25 protein-coding genes are annotated in these 24,107 nt (G+C 49.5%); 6 read left to right on the forward strand and 19 right to left on the reverse strand.

The genetic code is table 11. The features are described 5' to 3' along the window. Positions 1 to 25: 25 nt before the first annotated feature. A complete protein-coding gene (lutP, locus tag AD710_RS04930) occupies positions 26 to 1,702 on the forward strand; it encodes an L-lactate permease LutP (protein WP_049627440.1) in 1,677 nt (558 codons plus the stop codon). Between the two features lie 36 nt (positions 1,703 to 1,738). Here the strand turns inward: lutP and rpoN are convergent, their stop codons facing one another. Then, entirely contained in the window at positions 1,739 to 3,049 is a 1,311-nt protein-coding gene (rpoN, locus tag AD710_RS04935; RefSeq protein WP_049628769.1) for an RNA polymerase factor sigma-54, read from the reverse strand. Positions 3,050 to 3,126: 77 nt separating this feature from the next. Between rpoN and yvfG the strand changes: the two genes are divergently transcribed. Then, a complete protein-coding gene (yvfG, locus tag AD710_RS04940; RefSeq protein WP_003151570.1) occupies positions 3,127 to 3,345 on the forward strand; it encodes a protein YvfG in 219 nt (72 codons plus the stop codon). Between the two features lie 13 nt (positions 3,346 to 3,358). Here the strand turns inward: yvfG and AD710_RS04945 are convergent, their stop codons facing one another. From AD710_RS04945 to AD710_RS05015, 15 genes are all read right to left on the reverse strand, one after another. Continuing rightward, entirely contained in the window at positions 3,359 to 4,324 is a 966-nt protein-coding gene (locus tag AD710_RS04945; protein ID WP_049627441.1) for a polysaccharide pyruvyl transferase family protein, read from the reverse strand. Further along, the gene (locus tag AD710_RS04950; RefSeq protein WP_047477223.1) at positions 4,303 to 5,475 is read right to left on the reverse strand and encodes an aminotransferase class I/II-fold pyridoxal phosphate-dependent enzyme; all 1,173 of its coding nucleotides are present in this window, start codon (positions 5,473 to 5,475) and stop codon (positions 4,303 to 4,305) included. The genes AD710_RS04945 and AD710_RS04950 overlap by 22 nt, the downstream gene beginning before the upstream one ends. A 4-nt stretch (positions 5,476 to 5,479) precedes the next feature. Beyond that, a complete protein-coding gene (locus AD710_RS04955; RefSeq protein ID WP_049627442.1) occupies positions 5,480 to 6,127 on the reverse strand; it encodes an acetyltransferase in 648 nt (215 codons plus the stop codon). Continuing rightward, complete coding sequence (locus tag AD710_RS04960; protein WP_049627443.1) at positions 6,124 to 6,732, reverse strand: sugar transferase; 609 nt, start codon at positions 6,730 to 6,732, stop codon at positions 6,124 to 6,126. Before AD710_RS04960 ends, AD710_RS04955 begins: the two co-directional genes overlap by 4 nt. Next, a complete protein-coding gene (locus tag AD710_RS04965) occupies positions 6,729 to 8,246 on the reverse strand; it encodes an MATE family efflux transporter (protein ID WP_016937863.1) in 1,518 nt (505 codons plus the stop codon). The genes AD710_RS04960 and AD710_RS04965 overlap by 4 nt, the downstream gene beginning before the upstream one ends. Further along, a complete protein-coding gene (locus AD710_RS04970) occupies positions 8,243 to 9,277 on the reverse strand; it encodes a glycosyltransferase (protein WP_049627444.1) in 1,035 nt (344 codons plus the stop codon). The genes AD710_RS04965 and AD710_RS04970 overlap by 4 nt, the downstream gene beginning before the upstream one ends. After that, a complete protein-coding gene (locus AD710_RS04975; protein ID WP_049627445.1) occupies positions 9,274 to 10,350 on the reverse strand; it encodes a polysaccharide pyruvyl transferase family protein in 1,077 nt (358 codons plus the stop codon). The genes AD710_RS04970 and AD710_RS04975 overlap by 4 nt, the downstream gene beginning before the upstream one ends. Positions 10,351 to 10,354: 4 nt before the next feature. Beyond that, the gene (locus AD710_RS04980; protein ID WP_049627446.1) at positions 10,355 to 11,392 is read right to left on the reverse strand and encodes a glycosyltransferase family 2 protein; all 1,038 of its coding nucleotides are present in this window, start codon (positions 11,390 to 11,392) and stop codon (positions 10,355 to 10,357) included. Positions 11,393 to 11,410: 18 nt separating this feature from the next. After that, a complete protein-coding gene (locus AD710_RS04985) occupies positions 11,411 to 12,514 on the reverse strand; it encodes a biofilm exopolysaccharide biosynthesis protein EpsG (protein ID WP_049627447.1) in 1,104 nt (367 codons plus the stop codon). Positions 12,515 to 12,517: 3 nt separating this feature from the next. Further along, entirely contained in the window at positions 12,518 to 13,654 is a 1,137-nt protein-coding gene (locus AD710_RS04990) for a glycosyltransferase family 1 protein (RefSeq protein WP_049627448.1), read from the reverse strand. After that, on the reverse strand, positions 13,647 to 14,489 hold the full coding sequence (locus tag AD710_RS04995) for a glycosyltransferase EpsE (protein WP_016937857.1): 843 nt from the start codon (positions 14,487 to 14,489) through the stop codon (positions 13,647 to 13,649). The genes AD710_RS04990 and AD710_RS04995 overlap by 8 nt, the downstream gene beginning before the upstream one ends. Next, positions 14,486 to 15,625: a glycosyltransferase family 4 protein gene (locus tag AD710_RS05000; RefSeq protein ID WP_049627449.1), complete on the reverse strand. Its 1,140-nt coding sequence runs from the start codon at positions 15,623 to 15,625 to the stop codon at positions 14,486 to 14,488. The genes AD710_RS04995 and AD710_RS05000 overlap by 4 nt, the downstream gene beginning before the upstream one ends. A gap of 15 nt (positions 15,626 to 15,640) precedes the next feature. After that, entirely contained in the window at positions 15,641 to 17,458 is a 1,818-nt protein-coding gene (locus AD710_RS05005) for a polysaccharide biosynthesis protein (protein ID WP_197083928.1), read from the reverse strand. Between the two features lie 223 nt (positions 17,459 to 17,681). Further along, complete coding sequence (locus tag AD710_RS05010; RefSeq protein ID WP_016937854.1) at positions 17,682 to 18,362, reverse strand: protein tyrosine kinase EpsB; 681 nt, start codon at positions 18,360 to 18,362, stop codon at positions 17,682 to 17,684. A gap of 5 nt (positions 18,363 to 18,367) precedes the next feature. After that, positions 18,368 to 19,075, reverse strand: coding sequence for a YveK family protein (locus AD710_RS05015; RefSeq protein WP_049627450.1), 708 nt, complete (start codon positions 19,073 to 19,075; stop codon positions 18,368 to 18,370). A gap of 244 nt (positions 19,076 to 19,319) precedes the next feature. Between AD710_RS05015 and slrR the strand changes: the two genes are divergently transcribed. The 3 genes from slrR (at position 19,320) to AD710_RS05030 (ending at position 21,676) form a co-directional block, all read left to right on the forward strand. Continuing rightward, on the forward strand, positions 19,320 to 19,775 hold the full coding sequence (gene slrR, locus AD710_RS05020) for an HTH-type transcriptional regulator SlrR (protein ID WP_003151541.1): 456 nt from the start codon (positions 19,320 to 19,322) through the stop codon (positions 19,773 to 19,775). A gap of 80 nt (positions 19,776 to 19,855) precedes the next feature. Beyond that, positions 19,856 to 21,319 (forward strand): carboxylesterase/lipase family protein, encoded by a 1,464-nt coding sequence (locus AD710_RS05025; protein WP_049627451.1) that lies wholly within the window; start codon positions 19,856 to 19,858, stop codon positions 21,317 to 21,319. Between the two features lie 156 nt (positions 21,320 to 21,475). Continuing rightward, positions 21,476 to 21,676 (forward strand): hypothetical protein, encoded by a 201-nt coding sequence (locus AD710_RS05030; protein ID WP_049627452.1) that lies wholly within the window; start codon positions 21,476 to 21,478, stop codon positions 21,674 to 21,676. A 29-nt stretch (positions 21,677 to 21,705) separates the two neighbouring features. On the opposite strand, the gene AD710_RS05035 is transcribed toward AD710_RS05030, so the two are convergent. Further along, complete coding sequence (locus tag AD710_RS05035) at positions 21,706 to 22,236, reverse strand: dihydrofolate reductase family protein (RefSeq protein ID WP_049627453.1); 531 nt, start codon at positions 22,234 to 22,236, stop codon at positions 21,706 to 21,708. 37 nt (positions 22,237 to 22,273) lie between these two features. After that, on the reverse strand, positions 22,274 to 22,909 hold the full coding sequence (locus AD710_RS05040) for a YczE/YyaS/YitT family protein (RefSeq protein WP_049627454.1): 636 nt from the start codon (positions 22,907 to 22,909) through the stop codon (positions 22,274 to 22,276). A gap of 119 nt (positions 22,910 to 23,028) precedes the next feature. Here AD710_RS05040 and AD710_RS05045 point away from each other — a divergent pair, with 119 nt between their 5' ends. Beyond that, entirely contained in the window at positions 23,029 to 23,547 is a 519-nt protein-coding gene (locus tag AD710_RS05045) for a spermidine/spermine N(1)-acetyltransferase (RefSeq protein ID WP_049627455.1), read from the forward strand. Positions 23,548 to 23,600: 53 nt separating this feature from the next. On the opposite strand, the gene AD710_RS05050 is transcribed toward AD710_RS05045, so the two are convergent. After that, positions 23,601 to 24,089 (reverse strand): phenolic acid decarboxylase, encoded by a 489-nt coding sequence (locus tag AD710_RS05050; RefSeq protein ID WP_045925902.1) that lies wholly within the window; start codon positions 24,087 to 24,089, stop codon positions 23,601 to 23,603. Between the last annotated feature and the right edge of the window lie 18 nt (positions 24,090 to 24,107).

A 24,107-nucleotide genomic window follows, 5' to 3' on the forward strand; every position in this document is an offset into this window, starting at 1 on the left:
TGACATAAGGAGGGGTTTTTTAGGGATGCAATGGACACAGGGGTATGCTCCATTAGGGGGAAATTTGCTTTTATCGGCAGCTTGCGCGCTCGTGCCGATGATCTTCTTTTTTTGGGCGCTTGCGGTGAAACGGATGAAGGGGTATATAGCGGGGCTTTTGACGTTAGCCGTTTCGCTTTTAATCGCTGTATTTGTGTACGGCATGCCGGCTGAAAAAGCGGTGCTGTCGGCTTCGCAGGGAGCGGTGTACGGTCTGCTTCCGATCGGCTGGATTATCGTCACATCGGTCTTTTTGTATAAAATTACCGTGAAAACGGGACAATTTGAGATTATCCGGAGTTCAGTGCTGTCCATTACAGATGACCGGCGTTTGCAGGCGCTGCTCATCGCCTTTTCTTTCGGGGCGTTTTTAGAAGGCGCCGCCGGTTTCGGCGCTCCCGTCGCGATCTCGGCCGCTTTGCTTGTCGGACTTGGTTTTCAGCCGCTTTATGCGGCGGGGATTTGCCTGATTGCCAATACGGCGCCCGTTGCCTTTGGCGCGATCGGCATTCCGATTACCGCCGTCGAAGGTCCGACCGGGATACCGGCTATGGACATTTCCCAAATGGTCGGCCGGCAGCTGCCGTTTTTATCCGTGTTTATACCGCTTTATTTAATCATTTTGATGAGCGGGTTTAAAAAGGCTTTTGAAGTATGGCCGGCCATTCTTGTTTCCGGCGTTTCCTTTGCGGCCGTGCAGTACGCAAGCTCGAACTTTTTAGGGCCTGAACTGCCGGATGTGCTGTCAGCGCTAGTTTCCATGGCCGCGCTCGCTGTGTTTTTAAAGTTTTGGAAACCGAAAACGGCCTTTCGTTTCGCGGCAGAACGGGAATCAGCAGCGTCCCTCGACGGGGTGCCGGCCGTGTACGGAGGCGCTCAAATATTTAAAGCATGGTCTCCTTTTCTTCTTCTGACGGCCATGATATCCGTTTGGGGGATTCCCGGCGTGAAGGCTGCCCTGACCGGCCATTATGAAGGAACGTCAATTTGGCTTTCCTGGCTGAATTCAGCCGGGCATGCATTGACTTTCACGCCTCCCGTCCCCTTTGTAAATCAGCAAATTCTTCAGGCGGACGGCACGCCGATTGAAGCGGTGTACAAGCTTGAGCTTCTCGGTTCAGCAGGCACGGCGATTCTGATTGCCGCCGTCATCTCCAAGTTCGCACTCGGCATGTCGTGGAAGGCATGGGGCGGGGCGTTTATAGAAACGGTGAAAGAATTGACGCTTCCGATCGTCACCATCGTTTCCGTTGTCGGCTTTGCTTATGTGACGAACGCTTCCGGCATGAGCACGACACTCGGTCTTGCGCTTGCCATGACGGGCGCGATGTTTACCTTTTTTTCACCGGTGCTCGGCTGGCTCGGCGTGTTTATTACCGGCTCTGATACGTCGGCCAATCTGTTATTCGGCGGATTGCAAAAGGTGACGGCGCTCTCTGTCGGGATGGAACCGGTTCTCTCCGTCGCCGCCAATTCATCAGGCGGTGTCACCGGAAAAATGATTTCTCCGCAATCCATTGCGGTTGCCTGTGCCGCTGTCGGTCTGGCGGGCAAGGAAGCTGACCTTTTTCGCTTTACGATTAAGCACAGTCTGTTTTTGCTTCTGCTCGTCTGTCTCATGACATTTTTACAGCATCATCTGTTTTCATGGATGATCCCGTAACACGGAGAACCTCCCCGGGTATGGCTTGGGGAGGTTTCAGCTGTACCGTTTTCGCGCAGATGACGGCGGAATATTTAATTGGTCACGGTATTTGGCGACGGTGCGTCTGGAGATTCGGATGTCATGCTGTTCGTGCAGCAGATCGGCAAGCTTTTGGTCTGAAAAAGGTTTCTTTTTATCTTCTTTACGGACCAATGCTTCCAGATGCGCTTTTACGGCATAATTGGAGGCGCCGCCGTCTCCCGATGATTCAGCTTTCGCCGAGAAAAATGTTTTCATTTCATACAGTCCGTACGGCGTCTGGACGTACTTCCCTTTGATGGCCCGGCTGATCGTTGATTCGTGGAGCTCCAGCGTTTCCGCCACCTCTCTTAAGGTCAGCGGCTGCATTCCGCTTTTTCCTGTGAGAAAAAAGGATGCCTGCCGTTCAGTCAGGACGCCGATGATTCTCGTGATGGTTTGTTTTCTTTGCGACAACGCCCGGTTCAGCCAGCGCCATTCCTGATATTTCGCCGACAGATAGTTTTTCGTGTCACGGCACCCGGCAGCTGACAATAGCGGCTGGTAATGGGCATGAAGCTGGATGTCAGGGAACGAACGGCTGTTGAGCCGCGCTTGAATGGTGCCGTTTTTCACCGTGATGAAAATATCCGGTTCTACATAAAAACCCGGCTCCTCATGCGCATAACGGAGCCCCGGCCTCGGATCAAGCGCGCTGATCATGTCAAAGATGTCCTGAATGTCTTTCAGCGGAATGCCCGTCTTCATTGTAAGCGCTTTCCAGTTCTTTCTTGCAAATAGCTCAAAATAGTCGCCGGCAATCCATTCCGCCTGTTCATTCCGTTCGGGCAGACGGCGGAGCTGAAGAAGGATGCATTCCTGCAAAGACCGAGCACCGATTCCCGCGGGCTCAAGCGATTGAAGCTTTGAAAGAACCGCTTCCGTCTCCTCTAATGATGCGGATACATGGTCGGCGGCAGCTTGTATGTCCTCATTTAAATATCCGTTTGAATCCAAAGAATATATCAGATAATTAAAAATTTTCTTCTCATCATCGGACAGCTTCATGTCCAAGGCCTGCTGTTTGAGCGAATCCTGCAGCGTTTTGCGCGTAAGTCTGATCTGCTGGCTTCCGTCCCGTTCTTTCATCCTGTTTTTACTTGTTTTATGGTAAGATAGTGGCGGCGTGTCTGTTTCCTTTCGTTCAATCAGAGGGTTTTCCAGTGAGAGCTCATCAATATATCCGGCCAGTTCCGCGGAATTGTATCCGAGTAATGTGATGGCCTGTTTAAGCTCTTGCGTTAATTGAGGCTTTAACATTTGTGTTTGCTGAAGTTTGATATCCATCATGCTCACTCCCCTTTTTTCATTGTACATGATTGGTTTCATACCGTATATACTTATTAAAAGGAGTTGCTTTATAGATGTCAGAACTTTTTTCTGTTCCGTATTTTATTGAAAACTTTACACAGCATATTGAAATGAATCCGAATGAAGACCGAATTCATGCGATGAACAGCTATTACCGTTCCGTCGTCTCAACCCTTGTCCAGGATCAGCTGACAAAGAACTCGGTTGTGCTCAAAAGAATTCAGCATTTGGATGAGGCATATAACAAAGTAAAACGTGGAGAAACAAAATAAACCTTCCGCTCATTCAAAGCGGAAGGTTTTCCTTCGTGCCGGCGGTTTCCCCGATCAGACGGACGTCCGGCGCTTCGTGCATCCAAGTGTGATAATAGTTGGCATTTTTCCCGTATGAATTATCAATGACGGTATTCGGTTTCCCGAGAAGCGAGGACAGAATGTGGCCGTGAAGCCTTGACGTTTCCACCGATTCGTACCTGCTGAAAAACAGGACCGCTTTTTTCGTTAAGAAATCGGAATAGCGTTTCCAAAACCGCGCAATCGGCAGCGGGTTTCCCGCTTTTTTATTCAAAACATTCAGTGTTTGAAAAAAAGCGATCCCCCGGCGGTCACTTGCTGACAGCACATGCTGCCAGTCGCAGCTTTCAACGGAAGAATCGGTTTGCAGATTCGGATTGATTTCCCCGTCCGTGCGGATAAAATGAAGCCTGCCGCTTGACGGAGCCGCTGCCATCCGTATCGGATACAGCTGATGGGCCATATCCGGCATAAGCCCGATATGATTTGCCGAAAAAAAGCGTTTCGCGGTTTCGTATGACACATGATCTCTCGTAAACAGGTGCAGATCCTTGTGCACCGCAAAAAGCGCCGCTGTCTTTCGCAGCCGTGTTTTATCCTGATAATAGATGGATTGCGGCAGAATGACGATCCTGTTTTCCGGAAAGGCTTTGACGATTCTTTCTCTGAACGTCTGATAGTACGGATAGAGATCCCCGAAATTCCCGCCTCCCTGGCAGACGATGATCGTTTCTTTGCCCGCCCGGCGCCCGAATGGAAAATTATCAGGGTTCCAGCGTTGTTTCACGCGGATGCCGTGCGCTTTAAAAAACGCCTCCGTCCCTTTCATAATTAATAAATCCCCTACATTTCCGTAGAGGGGATAGTCGGCATAAATGATGTCAGACTGGGGCGGTATGACGCTGAGCAGCCCTGCCAGCGTCTCTTTTAATCGGCTCATGACATGGCGGCTGTCCATGTTTTCTCCCCTTTCGTTTCAAACAGATGCGCAAGTGCGTCAATGACACGCTGCTGCTCGTCAATAGACAAGTCAGAGCCGGACGGCAGACAAATCCCCCGGCTGAAAAGATTCTCAGAGACCCGCTCATCTTCACTATGAGGATAAAAGACAGAAGACGAGAAAAGCGGCTGTGTATGCAGCGGTTTCCACAATGGACGGGCCTCAATATGCTGTTCTGCAAGATAGGCGACGGCTTCTTCCGGCGTCACGCCGTTATCAAGCGTCAGAGCCGTCAGCCAGCGGTTTGAAACCGTTCCTTCAAGCTCCGGCATCATACGGATTCCCGGATACGTTTCGAGCGCTTCCCGATACCTGTGAAAAATGTCTCTCCTCGCCCGGACACGATCTTCGAGCACTTCCAGCTGTGATATACCCACCCCTGCGAGAATGTTGCTGAGTCTGTAGTTATAACCGAGCTCACTGTGCTGGTAATGAACGGCGGCATCTCTCGCCTGTGACGCAAGAAACCTCGCTTTTTCAATCGCGGCTTCATCGTCAGACACGAGCATGCCGCCTCCCGATGTTGTAATGATTTTGTTTCCGTTAAAGGAATAAATGCCGAAACGGCCGAATGTGCCGCTCTGTCTGCCTTTATATGTTGATCCTAAAGACTCGGCAGCATCTTCAATCAGACAGACATCGTATGCGTCGCAAAGGCTCATGAGTTCATCCATTTTTGCGCTTTGGCCGTAAAGATTGACGGCGATCACCGCTTTCGGGAGCCTGCCGCGCCGTTTTGCATCACGGAGCGCCCGCTCAAGCGCGTCGGGAGACATGTTCCACGTCTCCCATTCCGAATCAATAAAAACGGGCTCTGCCTGCTCGTACACAATCGGATTCGCCGTGGCGACAAATGTAAAGGAGGGGCAAAATACAGCGTCTCCTTTTTTCACACCCGCAAGCCGCAGGGCAAGATGGATGGCCGCCGTTCCCGAGCTTACGGCCGCCGCGCTTTTCACTCCCGCATATTCCGCCAGCCGCGCTTCAAACGAATTGACGAGCGGACCGAGCGGCGCAATCCAATTGGAACGGAAGGCTTCCGCGATGTATTCCTGTTCTTTTCCGCTCATATGCGGCGGAGATAAATAAATCCGTTTGTTTGTATGCATGAAATCATCCTTTTTCATTATGAATAGAGGAGATGACGCGGGCCGGAACGCCGACCGCCGTCACATGATCGGGAATCCGGCTGATGACGGCAGCCCCCGCGCCGATCACGGACCAAGGGCCGATGTCCATCTGCGGTATGACGGACGCCCCGATTCCGACGTGCGCTCCTTCCCCGACTTTCACTCCGCCGGCAAGCGCCGCACGCGGTGAAAGGTGGACGTAATCTCCGATTGCATTGTCATGATCGGCAACCGCACCCGTGTTGATGATGCAATGGGCGCCGATGTCAGCGCCCGCCTGAATGACGGCGCCCGCCATCACAACCGTTCCGTGTCCGACGGAAGCCGTTTCACTGACGATTGCCTCCGGGTGAATGAGTGCGGCATAATCGTCTTGTTCAATCCCAAGCGTTTCAGCAAGCTGCTTTCTGACACCGTTATGTCCGATGCATATCGTGAACACGGCTTCAGGGACGAGTTGCAGAAGCATGTGCATGTCTTTCGTCCGGCCCGTATATAAACCGTTCCGAACGGCAAAACCGCTGAATCCGTCGTCCAATACGCCCGTAAGCTCCATATCGGAACGGGCCTGCACGATTTCCTTCACCACTTTTCCGTGTCCGCCGTTTCCGATCAGCACGACCTTTTTCACGATGACATATCTCCGCTGCCTGTGAAGCGCTTTGCCGTCACTTGGCCGTCTTGGTGTATGCCTTCTGACACGAGAACTTTTTTCACAGTTAAAAGCAGAATCTTTAAGTCGAGAAGGAATGAGCGGTTGTCGACATACCACACGTCAAGCTTGAATTTCTCTTCCCAGGAAATCGCGTTTCTCCCGTTAATCTGCGCCCAGCCCGTAATTCCCGGTTTCACCTCGTGCCGCCGCGCCTGCTCCGCCGTATAAAGCGGCAGATAATCCATCAGCAACGGGCGGGGGCCGACCAGACTGATATCGCCTTTGAGCACATTAAAAAGCTGGGGAAGCTCATCGATGCTCAGTTTTCTGATGAGCCTTCCCGTTTTGGTCAGACGGAGATGATCCGGAAGCAGCACACCGTTTTCATCACGCCCATCCGTCATCGTCCTGAGTTTATACAACGTAAACGGACGCCCGTTATGCCCCGGTCTCGTCTGTTTGAATAATACGGGAGACCCGATGGCGCATCTGACGGCTGCCATGGCGAAGAGAAGAATGACACTTGCGCCGCACAATAACAACATCGCGGCCGCTATATCAAATACACGTTTCACCTTCAAATGTGAACAGCTCCTTTCACTTTTCGGCATTTCTGTAAAGCAAGCCGCCTTTCTTCTTTCGTACAAATGAAGAAAAAAGCGAATGCGGCATAGCTCATGCATACGGCAAGCCCCGCGGCGATCAGACCGGCCCAGCTGTCAAGCGGTGAAAACAGCCGGATACCCCGGCAGACAGCCCAGGCAAATACGGCCGCCGCCAACGGGCCGAACATTCCTTTGTAAAACGCGGTTTTCTGAAAGCCGGTAATATGCGAAACATACAGCGGCGTGAAGACGGCATTTTTCAAAATGAGGGAGACTGCCCCGGCAATGGTGATGCCGTACAGGCCGAGATGAGCCGGTCCGCTGAGAACCACGGCCAATATGACATTCAGTCCGCCTAAACATAAAGTAACGACGGCGGGCGTTTTTTGTTTATTAAAAGCCGTCCATACGTAAAAAAGCGGCATGACAGAGAGGCTGACCGCCAAGTATCCGGCGTGAATGTATAAAAGCGGCGCTGTCTGCACAAATGACGGGCCCAGCCAAATCGCCAGAAACGGTTCGGCAAGCCCTCCTAATAACGCGGCGGGAAGCGCGAGCAGAAGCCCGTTCAGCCGCACGGCCTTATTGGCGTAAGACAGGAGGCCTTCCATATCGCCTTTTGAATAGCAGGAAGTCAAAACCGGCGCAAACAGCGAAGCAAGCGTCCCGGCGAGACTTCTGAGCAAAAGCGGAAATTGGATAATCGCCGCATAGACCCCCGCTTCCGACGGCCCCAGCACGAGGTTGGCCGTCATGAGGTCAATCTGCAGAAACAGCAGCACGCCGATTTGGTTGACAGAGCTCCAGGCACCGGCCGAAAACAGCACTTTGCTCGTCTGTAATGACAAGGTTTTACGGCTGAAAGAAAACCACGGAATCAATTTCTTAAAAAAGAAAAACGTCAGCACGGCCGCACAGACGGCTCCCGCTAAAGCCGAAAGCTGGATCTGCCAGATCTTCGGCGGCAGGCACGTAAACAGAGCGAGCACACACAGCACCCTGACCAGCATTTGCACGGCCTGAATGGAACTTGTGATATAAAGCTTGTTGGCAAAAAACGGTCCCGTCGCGAATCCCGCCGTCAAAAACGTCAGCATAAACAGCACACTGCCGATGACGATAGAGAGCCTCACATCCGTAACCAGCCCGGCCGGCACATTCATGATCTTGTCAATAAAAAAAGCCGTCCCGGCGAGCGGCACAGCGAGCAAGAGCGATATCACGGCAGACGCGGCTAAATAATTGCTTACATACGCATTGGCCTCCTCCCTGTTCCCCCTGTGGGCGGCGACGGTGAAAAACCTCACAACGACAGAGCTCAGCGCAACGGTAATAATCGAGAAATAGTTAATGATATTCTGTGTCAGATGGACAAATCCAAAAGCCTCCACACCTAATGTTTTCACAATAAAGGGCGTCATCCACACTGATAAAAACACCGATAGTAAAAACGCCGTCACATTGGCGCCGAAATTAATGGCAAATTTCATGCTCCTTCCGCACTGCCTTTCTCTTTCGTTTTCCGTTCGAAAAACGCATGCAGAAGAAGCGGAAGGCGCATTTTGCACAGGCCGAGAACCACGCGCTCCCCCGCCAGCAGCTGTTTATGCCGGCACGGCGTGCTGCGCACCGCCGTTTTTACCATGTCATACGTCAAAATTCTGCCGATGTGCGCCGTAATCTGATGTGACGGCTGCGGGGCGGCGCATGCGTTGGCGATCAGCATCGGGATCTGATGCTTGCACAAATACGTATCGATATCGTCCCGGCAGGCGTCCGTCAGCCCGTTCGCCTCATAAAAAGCCATTTTCGCCTCATATTGCTTCTGAAGTTCGTCATCTAAGTGAGGCTTAAACGGTGTTTCTGTAAGGCTTTGCGGGTTTTCCCGGTACACGTACAGCCCTTCATCTATCACTTTGACACGCGAGGCTTGGCGGAACGCTGCCAAGTTAAACGGAGAATCTTCGGCAAATCGGATATCTTCATGGAACAACAGCCCTTGCAGCGCTTCTCTCCGGTATATATAGCGCCACACATACCAAATAAACCGATGTTCGTGCGCGCGGGTCAGCAATTCAGTCATCTCAGCCGCCGTGAAGATGCGGCCCGGCGGAAGGGACGGCGGCATATACGTTCTTTCTTTAGACGGCGTTTCTTTGTAATAACCGCAGCCGGCGATATCAAGCCGGTTCTTCTCCGCTTCTTCATAAAGCCGCTCGAACATCGTTTCCGCCGCATAGTCATCGCCGTCCGCAAAACCGATATAACGGCCGCGGGCAGCTTTTATTCCGGCATTGCGGGCCGAGCTGAGGCCCCCGTTTTCTTTATGAATCACCCGGATTCTCGCATCTTCTGCGGCGAATTGTTCGGCAATCCGGCCGGACTGATCCGGTGAGCCGTCATTGACGAAAATGATTTCGATGTCTCTCAGCGTCTGTTTTGTTAAAGATACCGCACATTCTTCAATAAAAGGCTCTGTCTTATACATCGGGACGATCACGCTCACAAGCGGCGCGTTCATTGGACATCACCGCTGATTTTCAAGCGCAGCCCGGCAAAATAAACACTGCGCAAAGAACCGTCTGCCTCATGCTTGCCGCTCAGCAGCCCGTTTACAGCGGCCGTCACGGCTTCAGGCTCCGGACGTTCAAGCAGTGTCATGTTCGGTATATGTTTCAGCCATTGAAAGCCTTCCATCACTTTATGATCAAACGAACGAATGACGACACAAGGCGTTTTCGTCAGCGCGCAAAAAATCATCCCGTGAAGCCTGTCAGTGACTACCGCCTCCGCGCCTTTCAGCGTATTCCACAGCGCCTCCAGCTCCCCTTCGCGTGTATGGCGGCTGACCCTTCGGCCGACCGTCGTGGTAAAGGTATGCAGCTCTCCGTACTCTTTTTTCAAAGCTTCTTTTACCATCGTTCTTTCCTCAGCTGTCAGCGCACTCTCCTTATCCTCCCGTAAACAAAGGTAGATCCCTTCCCGCGGGATGCGCCGCTCGCTTTTATCCAAATATAAGACCATATCGGGCTGTTTGAGCACAGTTTTTCCGGGAAAATGCCGCTTCATCCACTGATACGTCGTCTCATCTCTCGCCATCAGCAGAAGGTCGGGATGCGCATTGTACACTTTTTGGGCGCGTTTCAGTTCCTTCCGCCCCTTTTTTGAATCAGAAAAGTGAGCCGTCGCCGGAAGCTGAACGATCCGATACTGCCGGAATGTTTTTATAATAAAACGGCGCGTCCATTCCTCATACCGGTACAAATCCCCCATGTTTCCGCCGCCGATGATGAATACCATATCATCGGGATGGCGCTTTTTGATCAGCGCTTTTGCGGACCTGTAAATATCCTTCATATCGACCTCAATCAGGTCAAAATCGGGATATTCCCGTTCAAGAAACGTTTTGCTTGCATAAGCGATGGCATGATCACCGAGATTATCGTGGGACGGAAGCAGCGTCAGAATGATCTTTTTTCTTGCCGCTGTATGCTCCGCCCTGTCCGCTGCCGTTCCGAAATGAAATTGGGACGGGTATTTGACCTTTAGCAAAAGCCATTCCGCGAGATTGATTTTTAAAGATTGTATCGACATGTCTTCACCCTCTGATTTTCATTTTGTACTCGATTGCCCGCTGATACGCGGCTGATGCCAGCGATACGAACGGAATCAGCTTCAGCCTCGCCAAAAGCAGAAGGCATGAGCGTTTGGCGTCAAACGGCGCCGTTCCGGTTTTGGAAAGACTCAGCCGGAACACGGGATCAGCGCATATCCGGCTGATATTCCGCCATTTTTCGGAGAACCGGCCGCCGTTATTCCGCTTCCATTCATTCAGCAGGCAGACTGTTCCGTGCTGGACGATAAAATAATCAAGCTCCTGCCGGTATTCCTGTAAGCAGCCATTTTCACGCAAAAAAGCCTCGTTCAGCCGATAGAGAACGAGACCTGAGTCAAACAGCTTTTTCTGATAGCTTTGTACAATAGAAGTCAAGTGAATCCGATAATGATAGAGCGGCTGATCCACGTACGAGACCGCATCGGCGAAAACATGCGCCCGGAGGCTGAAGTACTGATCCTCCACGTGCTCAAGCTCATCCCGAAGCGGAAAGCGCAGCCGATGCTGTTCGATCATAGCCCTTTTGTACAGCTTGTTCCATGAAAATCCGCTGACTCTTCCTTCGAATAAATCTTTTAGGTACAGCTGTTTCGGACGGCCCTCGTATGCTGAAGCGATCGTTGAAACGGCGGTTTTCCCCGTATCCGTAAATTCGGCCGCATATTCGCAAATCACGAGATCAGCCTGATGAGCCTTCGCTTTTTCATACATGCGCAGGCAATAATCGGGATCAACCCAGTCGTCCGCATCAATAAAAGCGATAAATTCGCCGCGCGCCGCCTCAATCCCCTTGTTGCGGACCGCGCCGAGTCCCCGGTTTTGCTGATGAATGACCCGGATTCTCTCATCCCGCTTCTGATAGATTTCAAGAATGTCCGGGCTTTGATCCGTTGATCCGTCATTGACGGCGATGATTTCGATATTGGCGAGCGACTGATTGAGCAATGAATCTAAGCATCTTTCTAAATAAGTTTCCGTATTATACACAGCAATTAATAAACTGACCGCGGGTGTTTCCATATAAACCTCCAGTATCCATTACCGGGAAAAAATCGTTCTGTACGGAAGCACAGACGAATCGACCGGCATAAGCAAATAGCTGTAAAGAAAATAACAGACAATAATGGCGATATAGATCAGCGCATTCGATTTTTCATCAAAAATCCTCACAAAATAAGGGATCAGGATCATTTGGTAAAGGCCGAAATATATATTAAACCGGGCAAAAATAACATCCTTTGTCGCCAGCAGACCGAAAAGCAGGCCCAGCAGACAGAAATTCACGATAACATCAATGTAAGGCCAGAGCTTCCGCAGCCGCTCCCGGTAGCAAAAAGCCAAAAACAGCGGCAGAAGCAGCACCGCGATTTTTACGACGTTCATCCCGTTCGTGTTGGTCATCAGCCATTTCTCATAATGGCCGTACGAACTGTTTTCCAGCACGACCACAAACAGCGAAATGAACTTCTGATACAGAAACGTCATGAGAAGAAACAAGGCCGACAGCCCGAAAATCGCGGGCGACCAGGCTCTTCTTCTGACAATGAAATAAACCGGAATCATGATTAAGGCCGAGGAATGAAAGAGCGAACACAACAGCACGATGGACATATAACGCTTCCAGCTTCCATTTATCACATAGCGGACTGCCCAAAACAAAACGGCCGCCACCATATACTGCCTGATTCCGTTAAAGGAAGCGTAATAATGATACGTGCCCAAAAACAAAAACACACTCAGTTCAAACGGACGTCCGAACTCAACGAGCCCCTTTAAAATAAAGCTGCATGTCACGACCGCCACGGTGAAATACATAATTTGCGGATCTTTCGTGATAAAATTCATGAGCCAGATAAGAGCGGTAAATCCCGGATCAACGGCTGCTTTTTTCGCTCCGAACCCGAAGATCTCCCATATGCTCCCGTAATTTCCCGCCAGCTTGTACATCAGCGCATACGTCTGAAAATCCGTCCCGACTCTGTAACGCAAACCGGAAACCAATACAAGCGATGCCAGCGGAACGAGCATGACGAGCTGATTCGGCCGGTATCCGGTTGAAAGCGATTGATCACGCCCGCCGCACATTTTTGCGAACCATGACCAAATATAAACAATTCCCATATTGACTACATATACAATCATTCGTTACTGTTCCTTTTCACAGTTCATATTGTAAAGCTTCATAACAGCCCCCGCATTCTCTCCCGCGTCATATCCCAGCCGTCCGAGTGTGTCTTTAATGCGCGCCCTGCCAGGCTTTGGCGCCTCAGCTGCCCGTAAAATCGCGGATGCCCATTGTTCAGGCGGTTCTTTGAGGCTGAGCCTTTTGACCAGCCCGAGCCCGGCATCGGCTTCTTCCGTTATGCCGTCTGATATGACGCACGGCACCCCGGAGGCCTGCGCTTCAACGAGTGTGACGGGCAGCCCCTCATAAAGAGACGGCATGACAAATACATCCAGCGTTTTCAGCAGATCATGAACGCGATCCTCTACACCGATAAAACGCACAGCATCATCAAGCCCCAGCTTCTCCGCCAGTTTTTCCATATCGGTGCGAAGCGGACCGTCTCCGGCGAGGATCAGCTGTAAACCGATGCCCCGCTCTTTCATATCAGCGGCCAGCCGAAGCAGAAATTCGTGGTTTTTCTCCTCTGTAAAGCGGCCGATATGACCGATCACCAATCGGCCGGCGGCAATGCCCCGCTTCCTTTTTTCAGATTCTATGTCCGCGCGTCCGCCGGCAAATAAGTCAAGATCAATGCCGTTCGGCAAAAGCCGCACGCCTTTTTGTTCTCCGAATAAGAAACGGCCCGCTTCTTCTCCGCAGGCGCACAGCGCGGTGGCATTTGCCGTAATCAGCCGCCTGAACACAAACATCTGCATCTTGCCAAGCCCGGACGACCGCCCCCGCCACGATGTGCTGTGAGAATGACAGATCCGCACGGGGACGCCTGCTAAACGAGCGGCCAATGCGATAAATCCCGACTGAAAATCGGTATGAGCATGCACGGCGGCAAACGGTCCTTTTTCCTGAATCACCCGTTTGACCTGTTTCACAAAAGTAATCGGGTTTGTGCTGCCGATGCTCGGCACATAAAAAAGCCGTCCGCCGAGAGCAAGAATTTCCTCATCATAAGCGCACGGATCGTTCCTATGGGTTAAAAAGTCAAATTGCACCTTCGTTCTGTCCATCTTCCGGTACAAATTCATCATCATCGTTTCTGCGCCGCCTCTGTTCATCCCGCTGAAAATGTGCAGCACCCGCGCCGGTTTGTCAGTCATGTTCGGCAAGCCCTTCTTTTTGGCGGACGTCCCTGTTTTTATGATAACGGTTCATGACCGCGGGCGGCGTAATAGCGCGGATGAGCGGTTTTGCGATATACACGTAATGGGAAAGCGGCAGTTTCAGCCGTCTGCACGCCTGAAAAACGAGCACCGCGTTATCAATGGAATACGTAAACGATCTCCGTTTAAACGCATCGCTGTCCTCTCTGACTTTATACAGCGTTTCCTGAAGGTTGTACCCTCGGAAACCCGCTTCAAAAAAGCGCAGCCACAAATCGATATCCTCCATCCGCCGCGTCCGCCTGACTGACCGGTAGCCGCCGAGTGCTTTGTACGCTTCGGCCCGCATCATGATGGTCCCGTGGCAGAACGGTGTGCCTTTTGCCATAATTCCCGGTTTCGGCACGGGCGGCAAAAGCCGGGCGCCCCTGACGCCGAATTCGTCAAATACGAGCATACCCGTGCCGACGACTTGATAGTGGGCGTGCTTGTTTAAGAAAGCGGCCTGTTTTTCCAGTCTTCTCGGGGCGGATATGTCATCACCGTCCTGTCTGGCGATATAATCCCCCGTTGCGTATGTCAGACAGCGGTTCAGCGAAGCGGCAAGCCGTTGATTTGTCTTATTTTGAATCAGCGTGATCCGGTCGCTGTAATGGTCCGCATAGCGGCGCGCAATCTGATACGTTCCGTCAGTTGACGCGTCATCACACATAATCAGTTCCCAATTCTTATAAGATTGGCTCAGGATGGATTCAATACTCTCCGCTAAAGTCTGTTCGCAATTATAAATCCCCATGATAACGGAAATTTTCGGTTGTGCTCCTGCATTCATACGCTTTTCTCCTTTTTATCCATATAGCCGGCGTAAATATGCGCCATTTCCTTTACCGTGCGTGTTTCTGAAAAACATTCCGCCGTACTGCGCCCTTTTTGCCCCATTGCTTTTCGCAGGCCGGGGGAGCGGTACAGCTTTTCAATCCGATCGGCAAACGCTGCGCTGTCTCCGGCCGGCACGAGAAAACCATTCACACCGTCTTCGATGATCTCGCGGTGCCCCCTGTTGTCCGCGGCAACGACGGGCTTTTCGGCAGCCATCCCCTCAAGCAGATTCATACCGAGCCCTTCGCGGATGCTTGAGGCGACAGACAGATCGGCAAGCTGAATCAGCTCATGAATGTCGCGGCAAAAACCGTAAAATCGCACAATGTCGGATACCCCGAGTGATTCAGCCTTTTTTCTGTACGGCTCTTCCATCGCGCCTTCTCCGGCAAATACGAGTTTCAGCTCCGGGATGCTGCGCTTCAGCAAGGCCGCAGACTCAATGAGGATACCCTGATTTTTGTTGCCGTTTAATTCGGCGGGATATACGAGGAGAAATTCCCCGGCGCTGAAGCCGTGTTTTTCTCTCAGCCGTTCACTTTCTCTCCGGCTCACAGGGCGGAACCTGTCTGTATTAACACCGATGCCGTGTATTTTTTTCGCTTCGCAATCCGTTTTTTTCATTTGCTTGGCCCGTTCGAAATCTTCTTCATTAATGGTAATGAGACAATCCGTATAAGAAGAGAGAAATTTTTCGATCGGGTAATAAAGAAGCCAGTTCTTCAGAGGCGCTCCGTCGCAGAAGTGAAAGCCGTGCGCAGTGTACAGCACCTTTGTCCCTTTTTGGCGCGCTTGTCTCGCAGCAAGGCGGGTGAGTACGCCGCCGACCGGCGTATGACAGTGAATCATGTCATAGCCGTTGTCTTGAATGAGCTGCTTCAGCCGCCTGTAAACAGAAAGATTTTCGGGATGAAACGGGGAGCGCCGGATCGGAATGGAAAACTTTTTATCAACGAACGGAAGGTTCATATGACCGCCTGCCGCGACGTGCACCTCCCAGCCCATATCCTGAAACCATTGAAAATACGGAAGGTGAAAGGCTTTAAAATGATAATCGACAGTGGCGCAGAATAATACTTTTTTCGTCATCTTTCTGTCCTCCCATCACACGCCTGCGGCCGCTTCTTCATGTACTGATTCAATCGCCTCAAACAGCCGTTTTCTCAGCTCATCTTCAGGCAGACGGCTGAATTCCTCCATAAAACGGATGAGCACGCCCCAATCCCCGTCGATCGCTTTCCCGATATGGATTTTCGGAAAAATCTGTTCCGTATGTACTTCATTATGATTCAGCAGTTCTTCATACATCTTTTCTCCCGGGCGGATGCCTGAGAATTCAATGGGAATCTGTTCTGTCGTATAGCCTGATAAATGAATCAGGTTCTTTGCCAAGTCGACGATTTTGACGGGCTCTCCCATATCCAGAACGAAAATCTGCCGCCCTTTTGCAAGCGCCCCCGCCTGAATGACGAGTCTTGACGCTTCGGGAATCGTCATAAAATATCTTGTCATCGCCGGATGCGTGACGGTGACGGGTCCGCCTTTTTCAATCTGCTTTTTAAAAATCGGAATGACGCTGCCGCGGCTTCCGAGCACATTTCCGAAACGGACGGCGGCGAATTTGGTGCGGCTGACCTTTCCGAGGTTCATGATGACCATTTCCGCAAACCGCTTCGTCGCGCCCATGACATTGGCCGGATTGACCGCTTTGTCAGAAGAAATCAGCACGAATGTTTCCGTTCCGCACATATCGGCGGCTTCGGCGACATTTTTCGTGCCGATAATATTGTTTTTGACGGCTTCTTCAGGATTATGTTCCATTAACGGCACATGTTTATGAGCGGCCGCATGATAGACGACGTGCGGCTCGTATTTCTTCATCAATGTAAAGATTTTATCTCTGTCCTGAATATCGGCAATCTCCGCGTGAAAAAGCACCTCTTTGCCGAAGCGTGCGGACAGTTCGTTATGCACCGAATAAATGCTGTTCTCCCCGTGGCCGAGAAGGACGATTTCATGCGGAAGAAACGCGCTGATCTGGCGGCAGATTTCAGAACCGATAGAGCCGCCGGCGCCCGTGACCAGAATCGTTTTCCCCTTTATGCTGTCAGAAATTTTGCTCGTATCAAGGGTGACCGGCTTTCTGCCGAGGAGATCTTCGGCTTTTACATCCCTGATGTGGCCGGCAGCCTGCGTTCCGAGCAGGATCTCATCAAATTGCGGCATGATTTTAATATGGGCGCCCGTCTGCACACATTCTTTGTACAGCGTCTGGAGCTCATGGGGGCAAAGAGACGGAATGGCGATGATGATATGATGAATTCTCAGCCTCTGCACCGCCGGCATAATGCTTTCTTTTCCGCCGATGACGGGCAGGCCCATAATTTTGAGCTTATGCTTCGTCTGATCATCATCAATAAAAGCCACCGGCATGATCCCGAGATCATTTTTCTGCGTAAGCTGACGGGCGAGCAGCGTCCCCCCTGCGCCCGCGCCGATGATCAGCGCCCGGGAAGAGTCCTTTTGCTTCCTGCCGATCGTTTCTTTCAGCACGCGCGAAATCATCCGGCTTCCTCCGATAAACAAGAGCTGAATCATCCAGCTGACGGCTAAAAGCCGGAACAAAATCGTGTGGAACACCCCGTATTGGACGGCGGCTGTCACGGCTGCGGACAGAGTGATCCCCTTCAGCAGATCAAGCAGCTCGCCTATTCCCGTATACGTCCATACCTGCTTATACTGATGAAACATAAAAGCGCATACATGGTGGCTGATCAGCATGCTCACGGCGGTCAGTAATAACGCTCCGGAGTCATAAAAGTGATAAGAATCCTCAAAAAATTGATATCCTATAACAACGGAAAGTAAAACGAGATACGTATCCAATGCAAAAATCATTGAAAGTCTTCTCCGGTAAGTCAATCTTTCCCCTCCTCATTTATCGGTTTAGCTGGTACGGTTTTCGTAAAAAAACTGGCATAACAGCTAAAACGATAACAATGCAGCATTAAAATAAATTGGGCATTTAACCCGTCCTCACACCCCGCCACCGACGACCAGCATCTAAGGCAGCAGCAGAAACCGCTGCCCACAGCAGAGCCGAGTGCCTCCGTTGATAAAGGTAAGGAGACATCACCTGCACCGCTCAATACGAGTAGTGCTCTGTTTTTTTGATTTTCTTTTTATTCAGCAGCGCGCCCAGAAGCTTCGCCTTTGACTGCTGGAGCGCGTCTTTCGCCTTTTGGACGGTATCCATTTTCGTTTTTCCGCTCAAAACGACGAGAACGCTTCCATCCGTCTGGTTTGCTAAAATCTGTCCGTCAGCCACCGCCAAAAGCGGAGGTGAGTCGAAAACAACAAGACTGTACCGGCTGTACATCTCCTGAATCAGCTCTCCCATCGCCTTTGAGGACAAAAGCTCTGCCGGATTCGGCGGCGTCGGTCCGCTCGTTAGGACATAGAGGTTGTCAATCAGCGTTTTTTGCACTGTTTCATCGAGGGAAGCGTTTCCGACTAACACATTCGTAAGGCCTTGTACATTTTCAAGCTGATAAGTCTCGTGTATCGTCGGTTTTCGTAAATCCGCATCGACGAGCAGCACCTTTTTCTCCTGCTGCGCAAATACCGCGGCAAGATTGGCGGCGCTGAATGATTTTCCTTCTCCCGGAACGGAAGAAGTGACGAGAATGGAGCGCAGATGGGTCTGGACAGAGGAAAACTCAATATTTGTCCGAATGGTGCGGTATTGTTCAGCCACCAATGATTTGTGATGTAAAACAGATATTTGAGCCAATCCCCGTCTTGACTTCTTTTTTCTGAATCCCAAACGCCTCACTCCCCGAAATGTTTTTCATCAGACCGTGTCTGCTGATTTTTGATATCATACACAACCCCTAAAACGGGCAAGTCCGTTTTTTCGCTGAGCTGCCGCTCGCTCTTAACGGTTTCATCAAGAAAGTGGAGAAAAAACGCAAGCGTCACACCGGCCATAAGAGCCGCACCGAATGCCATCATGATATTCCGGATGCGCGAAGGCTTGACCATCGGGCTTTCCGATGCTTTCGCCTCAGACAAAACGATGACGCCTTTTATATTCATCCTGTCGCGGACTTCTTTTTTAAATGCCTTCATCAGCGTGTTCGCTATAGCGGCGGCCTTTTTCGGATTCTCATCCTGCACCGCTGCGGTGATGATTTCTGAATCGGTTTCACTGCTTGTCGTGATCTTCGCTTTTAAAGCGGATGCCGTCTCAGAAAGATGCAGCGTCTGTTTCACTTTCTCAAGCACAACCGGGCTTTTCATTATCGTTTGAAACGTGGTGCTGTAATGAAGATTCAGCTGAACGTCGCTGAGATTCGAATTTTTTTCACCGCTTGTTTCATGTATGAGCACTTGTGTCGACGCCTGATAAACGGGCGAAATCACCCGGAATTGGATGTATCCCGTTATCAGCGTCACCGCTGCTGTCATGATAAAAATCAGTAAAAATCTGTGCTTAATAATGCCAAATAATTCTTTAAAACTCATATTCTCATTCATGTAATATACAGCCTCATCCTTGTTGCATCAGGCTTAAACGCCCCCTTCTGTTAATGATTGGATTATAAAAGAAAAGCTCGAAATTTGAAAATTTCAAATTAAGCCATTTGGTTCTTTTTAGAGAACATTATCGTGATTTTCCTCTTATTTACTGCACTTACCTTTCAATTTTAAATTTTATAAAGAACGAAAAATTTCTTATAATGAACGAAAAATGTCAGTATGCAGGGGAGAATTCAGCACAATGATTGGAAGAATAATACGTTTATACCGCAGAAGAAAAGGCTACTCTATTAATCAGCTAGCAGTCGAAGCGGGAGTCTCTAAATCTTATTTAAGCAAGATAGAACGGGGGGTTCACTCAAATCCGTCCATTCAATTTCTTAAAAAAGTGTCCGCCACCCTTCAAGTCGATCTGACGGAGCTTTTTGATGCCGAAACGATGCTGCATCATATGGGAGGCACGGAAGATGAGTGGCGCATTCATCTCGTGCAGGCTGTGCAGTCAGGCATGCCGAAAGAAGAACTGTTCACCTTTACGAACAAACTGACTGAAAAACGGCCGGAGCCCGCACCCTACCGCAACAGAAAACTGACTGAATCGAACATTGAGGAATGGAAAGCGCTGATGCAGGAAGCAAAAGAACTCGGCTTGTCCGTTCAGGAAGTCAGATCATTTTTAGAACGGAAACGTTACTGATCATATGCAGATGAAAGGGATTTCATTCGCTTCATGTCTTCATCTCTGTATATAATGAAAAGAAAAAAGGGGATGAAGTCATGACAAAACTTACCGTTCAAACCCGCTGCGGCGCATTAAAAGGAACGGCCGGCCGCGGTGTCCGCACATGGAAGGGCATCCCTTACGCCAAGCCGCCCGTCGGAGAGCTGAGATTTAAAGCGCCGGAGCCGCCCGCACCTTGGGACGGCGTAAAACATGCCGACTCGTTCGGACCGGTTTGTCCGCAGCCCGCTGATTTGCTGTCCATGTCGTTTTCCGGAGATGTTCCGCCTCAATCTGAAGATTGCCTTTACCTCAATGTGTTCGCCCCGGAATCAGAGGGTGTGAAACGGCCTGTCATGGTATGGATTCACGGCGGCGCATTTTTTTTAGGCGCCGGAAGCGAACCGATTTACGACAGGTCTGCTCTTTCCGCTGAAGGAGATGTCATTGTGGTGACACTTAATTACAGGCTCGGGCCGTTCGGTTTTTTACATTTGTCTTCTATTTCTGACGCGTATCCCGGCAATATCGGCCTGCTCGATCAGATCGCCGCGCTGCGCTGGGTGAAGGACAATATTTCCGCTTTTGGAGGGGACCCTGATAACGTCACGGTATTTGGTGAATCGGCAGGCGGCATGAGCATCGCCTCCCTTATGGCAATGCCTGACGCAAAAGGCCTGTTTCATAAAGCCATTTTAGAAAGCGGGGCCTCTCAGACGATGGCTGCTGATATGGCAAAAGACATTGCCGAGACTTTTATCAGCGAGGCCGGTATTAAAACAGATGACATGAGCAAATTGCATACCCTCCCGACAGATGACATTCTCACAGCTGCCGGAAAAGTGAACAGTATAAAGGGACAGAATATTTTTCATCTTTTTTATCAGCCGGCCATAGATCCGGCCACATTGCCGAAGGAACCTGAAAAAGCGATTCACGGCGGTGCGGCAGAAGGCATACCGATACTCATCGGCACCAATCGGGATGAAGGATATTTATTTTTCACCCCTGATTCACCTGTTCATTCCGAACAGGAGCACGCCGATTATTTGCGCCATCATCTTGGAGAAGAAGGCTATTTGCAAGCGGCACCCTTATATCCTCATTCCTTAACAGGACAAATTGATATGATGACGGATCTGAAATTCTGGCGGCCGGCTGTCGCTTTCGCACAAGGACAATCGCGATTCGCACCCGTCTGGATGTACCGCTTTGACTGGCATGGCGAAACACCGCCGTTTCATAAAGCGGTTCACGCTCTGGAATTGCCGTTTGTGTTCGGAAACTTTGATTCTTTGAAAAAGACGCTGCAGAAACCGCTCGGTGAAGATGCAAAAGAGCTCTCCAGGCTGATGCAATCCGCATGGCTGGCCTTTGCGAAAAAAGGAAACCCGGACACCGATCAGCTCCATTGGCCTCAGTATGAAACAGGCTCGCGTGAGACGCTCATTTTCAACACAGCCGTCTCGACGGAAACTGATCCCGATTCCGCCAAACGCCGCATCCTGTTTCAAGCATAAAAAAACCCCAAGGGATCAGGTTCCCTTGGGGTTTCGTTTTCATCCCAGTTCAGACCTCAGTCATTCGACTTCGCAGAATACTTATTTCCATATTAACCCTTATATGTTATATTCCTTTATAACTGATCATCTAACCATTCATAAAGGAGTTATTATATGGAGAAATCAAGTATTATCGGCACAGCTGCCGTTATCATCGGGGCGCTGATGATCTTAGTTTCGGTTGTCTTCCTGCGCGACACTGATTTCTATGCCGTGAGGTGGATAGGCGCTGTCATCATGGCTGCAGGATTTTCATACGGGCCGGCCCACACAATCTCAAAACATAAAAACAAACATGAAAAAGAAACCCGGTAACCTTACTGGGTTTCTTTCATCTATTTCATTTATCTCACTTCATAATGCAATTCCGCAAATTGTTTATAGCGCCGGACATCCGTCAGCTTCAGCCCGGTCTCCCGATCTCTGGGTTTAAATAACGGAATTCCCCGGCCGAGCAGAACAGGGGCGACCTGAATGATAAACTCATCGACAAGTTTTTCCTCCAAAACGGGGTGCAGCAAATCACTCCCGCCGACAATCCAAATCCGCTTGCCTTCTTGGCGTTTCAACGCTTGTATAAAACCGGCAGGCTCTTCATGAATAAACCGCACATTTTCAGTACGCCCGGTCAATGTCCGCGAAAACACATAGCACTCTTTTCCCTTATACAGAAACTCCTCGGGAAATAACTTCATAATTTCATCATATGTTTTTCTGCCCATAATGATCGTATCGACAGATTCATAGAAAGATGCATAATCGGTGTCTTCTTCACCTTCAGTCCCGATTAACCAATCCAAAGAATGATTTTCCCGCGCAAGATAGCCATCTGCGCTGACAGCACCGTAAAAAACGAGCTTTCTTTGACCGCCCATGAAAAATCCCTCCCCCTTTTTTACAAGTTCATACAAACTAATTATACCATTTTTTCTTATCTTTCTGCTTTTGAGATGCTGTTAAGATACCGTCTATCCATCTTCCTGTAATCGGCATAAAGAAATGAAGGATGAGCCCTCCTAAACAAACGGTGAATAACGTCCCGATGCCGACCGGACCTTTTAAGATCAAGGCCAATATGAAAAACAGGAAGTAAATGACCGTTCTTGAAAAAAAGATGCTTCTTCCTGTTAATTCGCGGATAATCAACGTTAACCGGTCAACCGGGATCGGTGCGAAATTTGTGTGCAGATAAGCCGCGGTTCCAATCCCTATCACAACCAAACCGATGGCAAAACAACCCGCTTTTTCGTACCACAGTTCAGGCACTATGAAACGATGCAGGAAAAACAGCCACATATCAATCCCGATTCCCGTTATAAACGCCGTAATCATCCCTGAAAATTCCGGTCTTTGTCTTTTTAACATTGAATTGCAGCATATTAACAGGAAAGCTATGATGATTTCCCAGCTTCCTACAGTCAGCCCAGCATGTACAGACAGCCCCACGATTAGCGCATCGAAAGGCGACGTTCCAAGATCAGATTGAATCGTGACAGAAATACCAAAAGTTAATATAATGATTCCCAAAATATAAAAACCATATTTCATGTTACCGGCCTCATTTTCATATTTTATGTTGCAAATACAACAAAACCACATTATATTTAATATACGGTATTTTTATTGCAATTACAATATTTCATAAATAAGAAAGGAGCTGTATGAACATGAGCATCAAATTAAAAAAATGCAGCCTCGACGATATAACAGCACTCCGGGAGATAAGCATTGAAACATTCAATGATACATTTACAGATCAAAATTCACTTGAAAATATGAAGGCTTATTTGGAAAATGCATTCCGCTCTGAACAGCTGAAAACGGAATTATCCAATCTGTCTTCACAATTCTATTTTGTCTATTATGATGATGATCTTGCGGGATATGTAAAAATCAACATGGATGAAGCTCAATCAGAAAAAATGGGTGATGATTCTCTGGAAATTGAGAGAATTTATATAAGAAAAAACCATCAGAAACACGGGCTTGGCAAATATCTGCTGAATGAAGCTGTGAAAATCGCTGCCGAACACAACAAAAAGAAAATCTGGCTTGGCGTATGGGAAAAAAACGAAAACGCAATCGCCTTTTATAAAAAAATGGGGTTTGTCCAAACGGGAGAACACTCTTTTTTTATGGGGGATGATGAACAAGTCGACTTTATCATGACCAAAACCCTGTCGTAGGATTTCCTGATTTCATACACAAAAAACCCGGCATCTGAGCCGGGTTTTTTCTATTATTTTAATTTTCCTGCGCGAATATCATCTGTCATTCCTTCGTACGGCGCTTCTGAAATCAATGATTCGTTATTGATTCCCGCATTGTTAAGATACGTAATATCCGCAAACTCGGGAACGACATATTTAGGATACGTTTCATATTTCTCACGTGACTCTTTCATCACGTCAATGTAATCATTTTGGTAGCATACGGTGATTTCCGGATGCTCATGCACCCATTTCGGGAAGAAAATAATCCCGTGCATCCGTTTTTCATTCGGCATAAAGTTTAATGAAACATCTGTGCCTGTCGGTTCAGTCCATGACACTTTATATACGCCTTCTGTCAGCTTTACGATATTCACTTCTTGGTCGCGCACCCAGCGTCCGCCTACCATACCGCTATGAATCCGATAGTCGATCGTATGATCATTTTTAATATAAATTTCATACTCCCAGCCGTTTTCATACGTGTAAATCATATGGCTTCCGATAAAGTTTTCCATGTCGACTCACTCTCCATA

It is taken from the genome of Bacillus sp. JFL15 (assembly GCF_001184225.1).
GTDB classification, from domain to species: domain Bacteria; phylum Bacillota; class Bacilli; order Bacillales; family Bacillaceae; genus Bacillus; species Bacillus siamensis.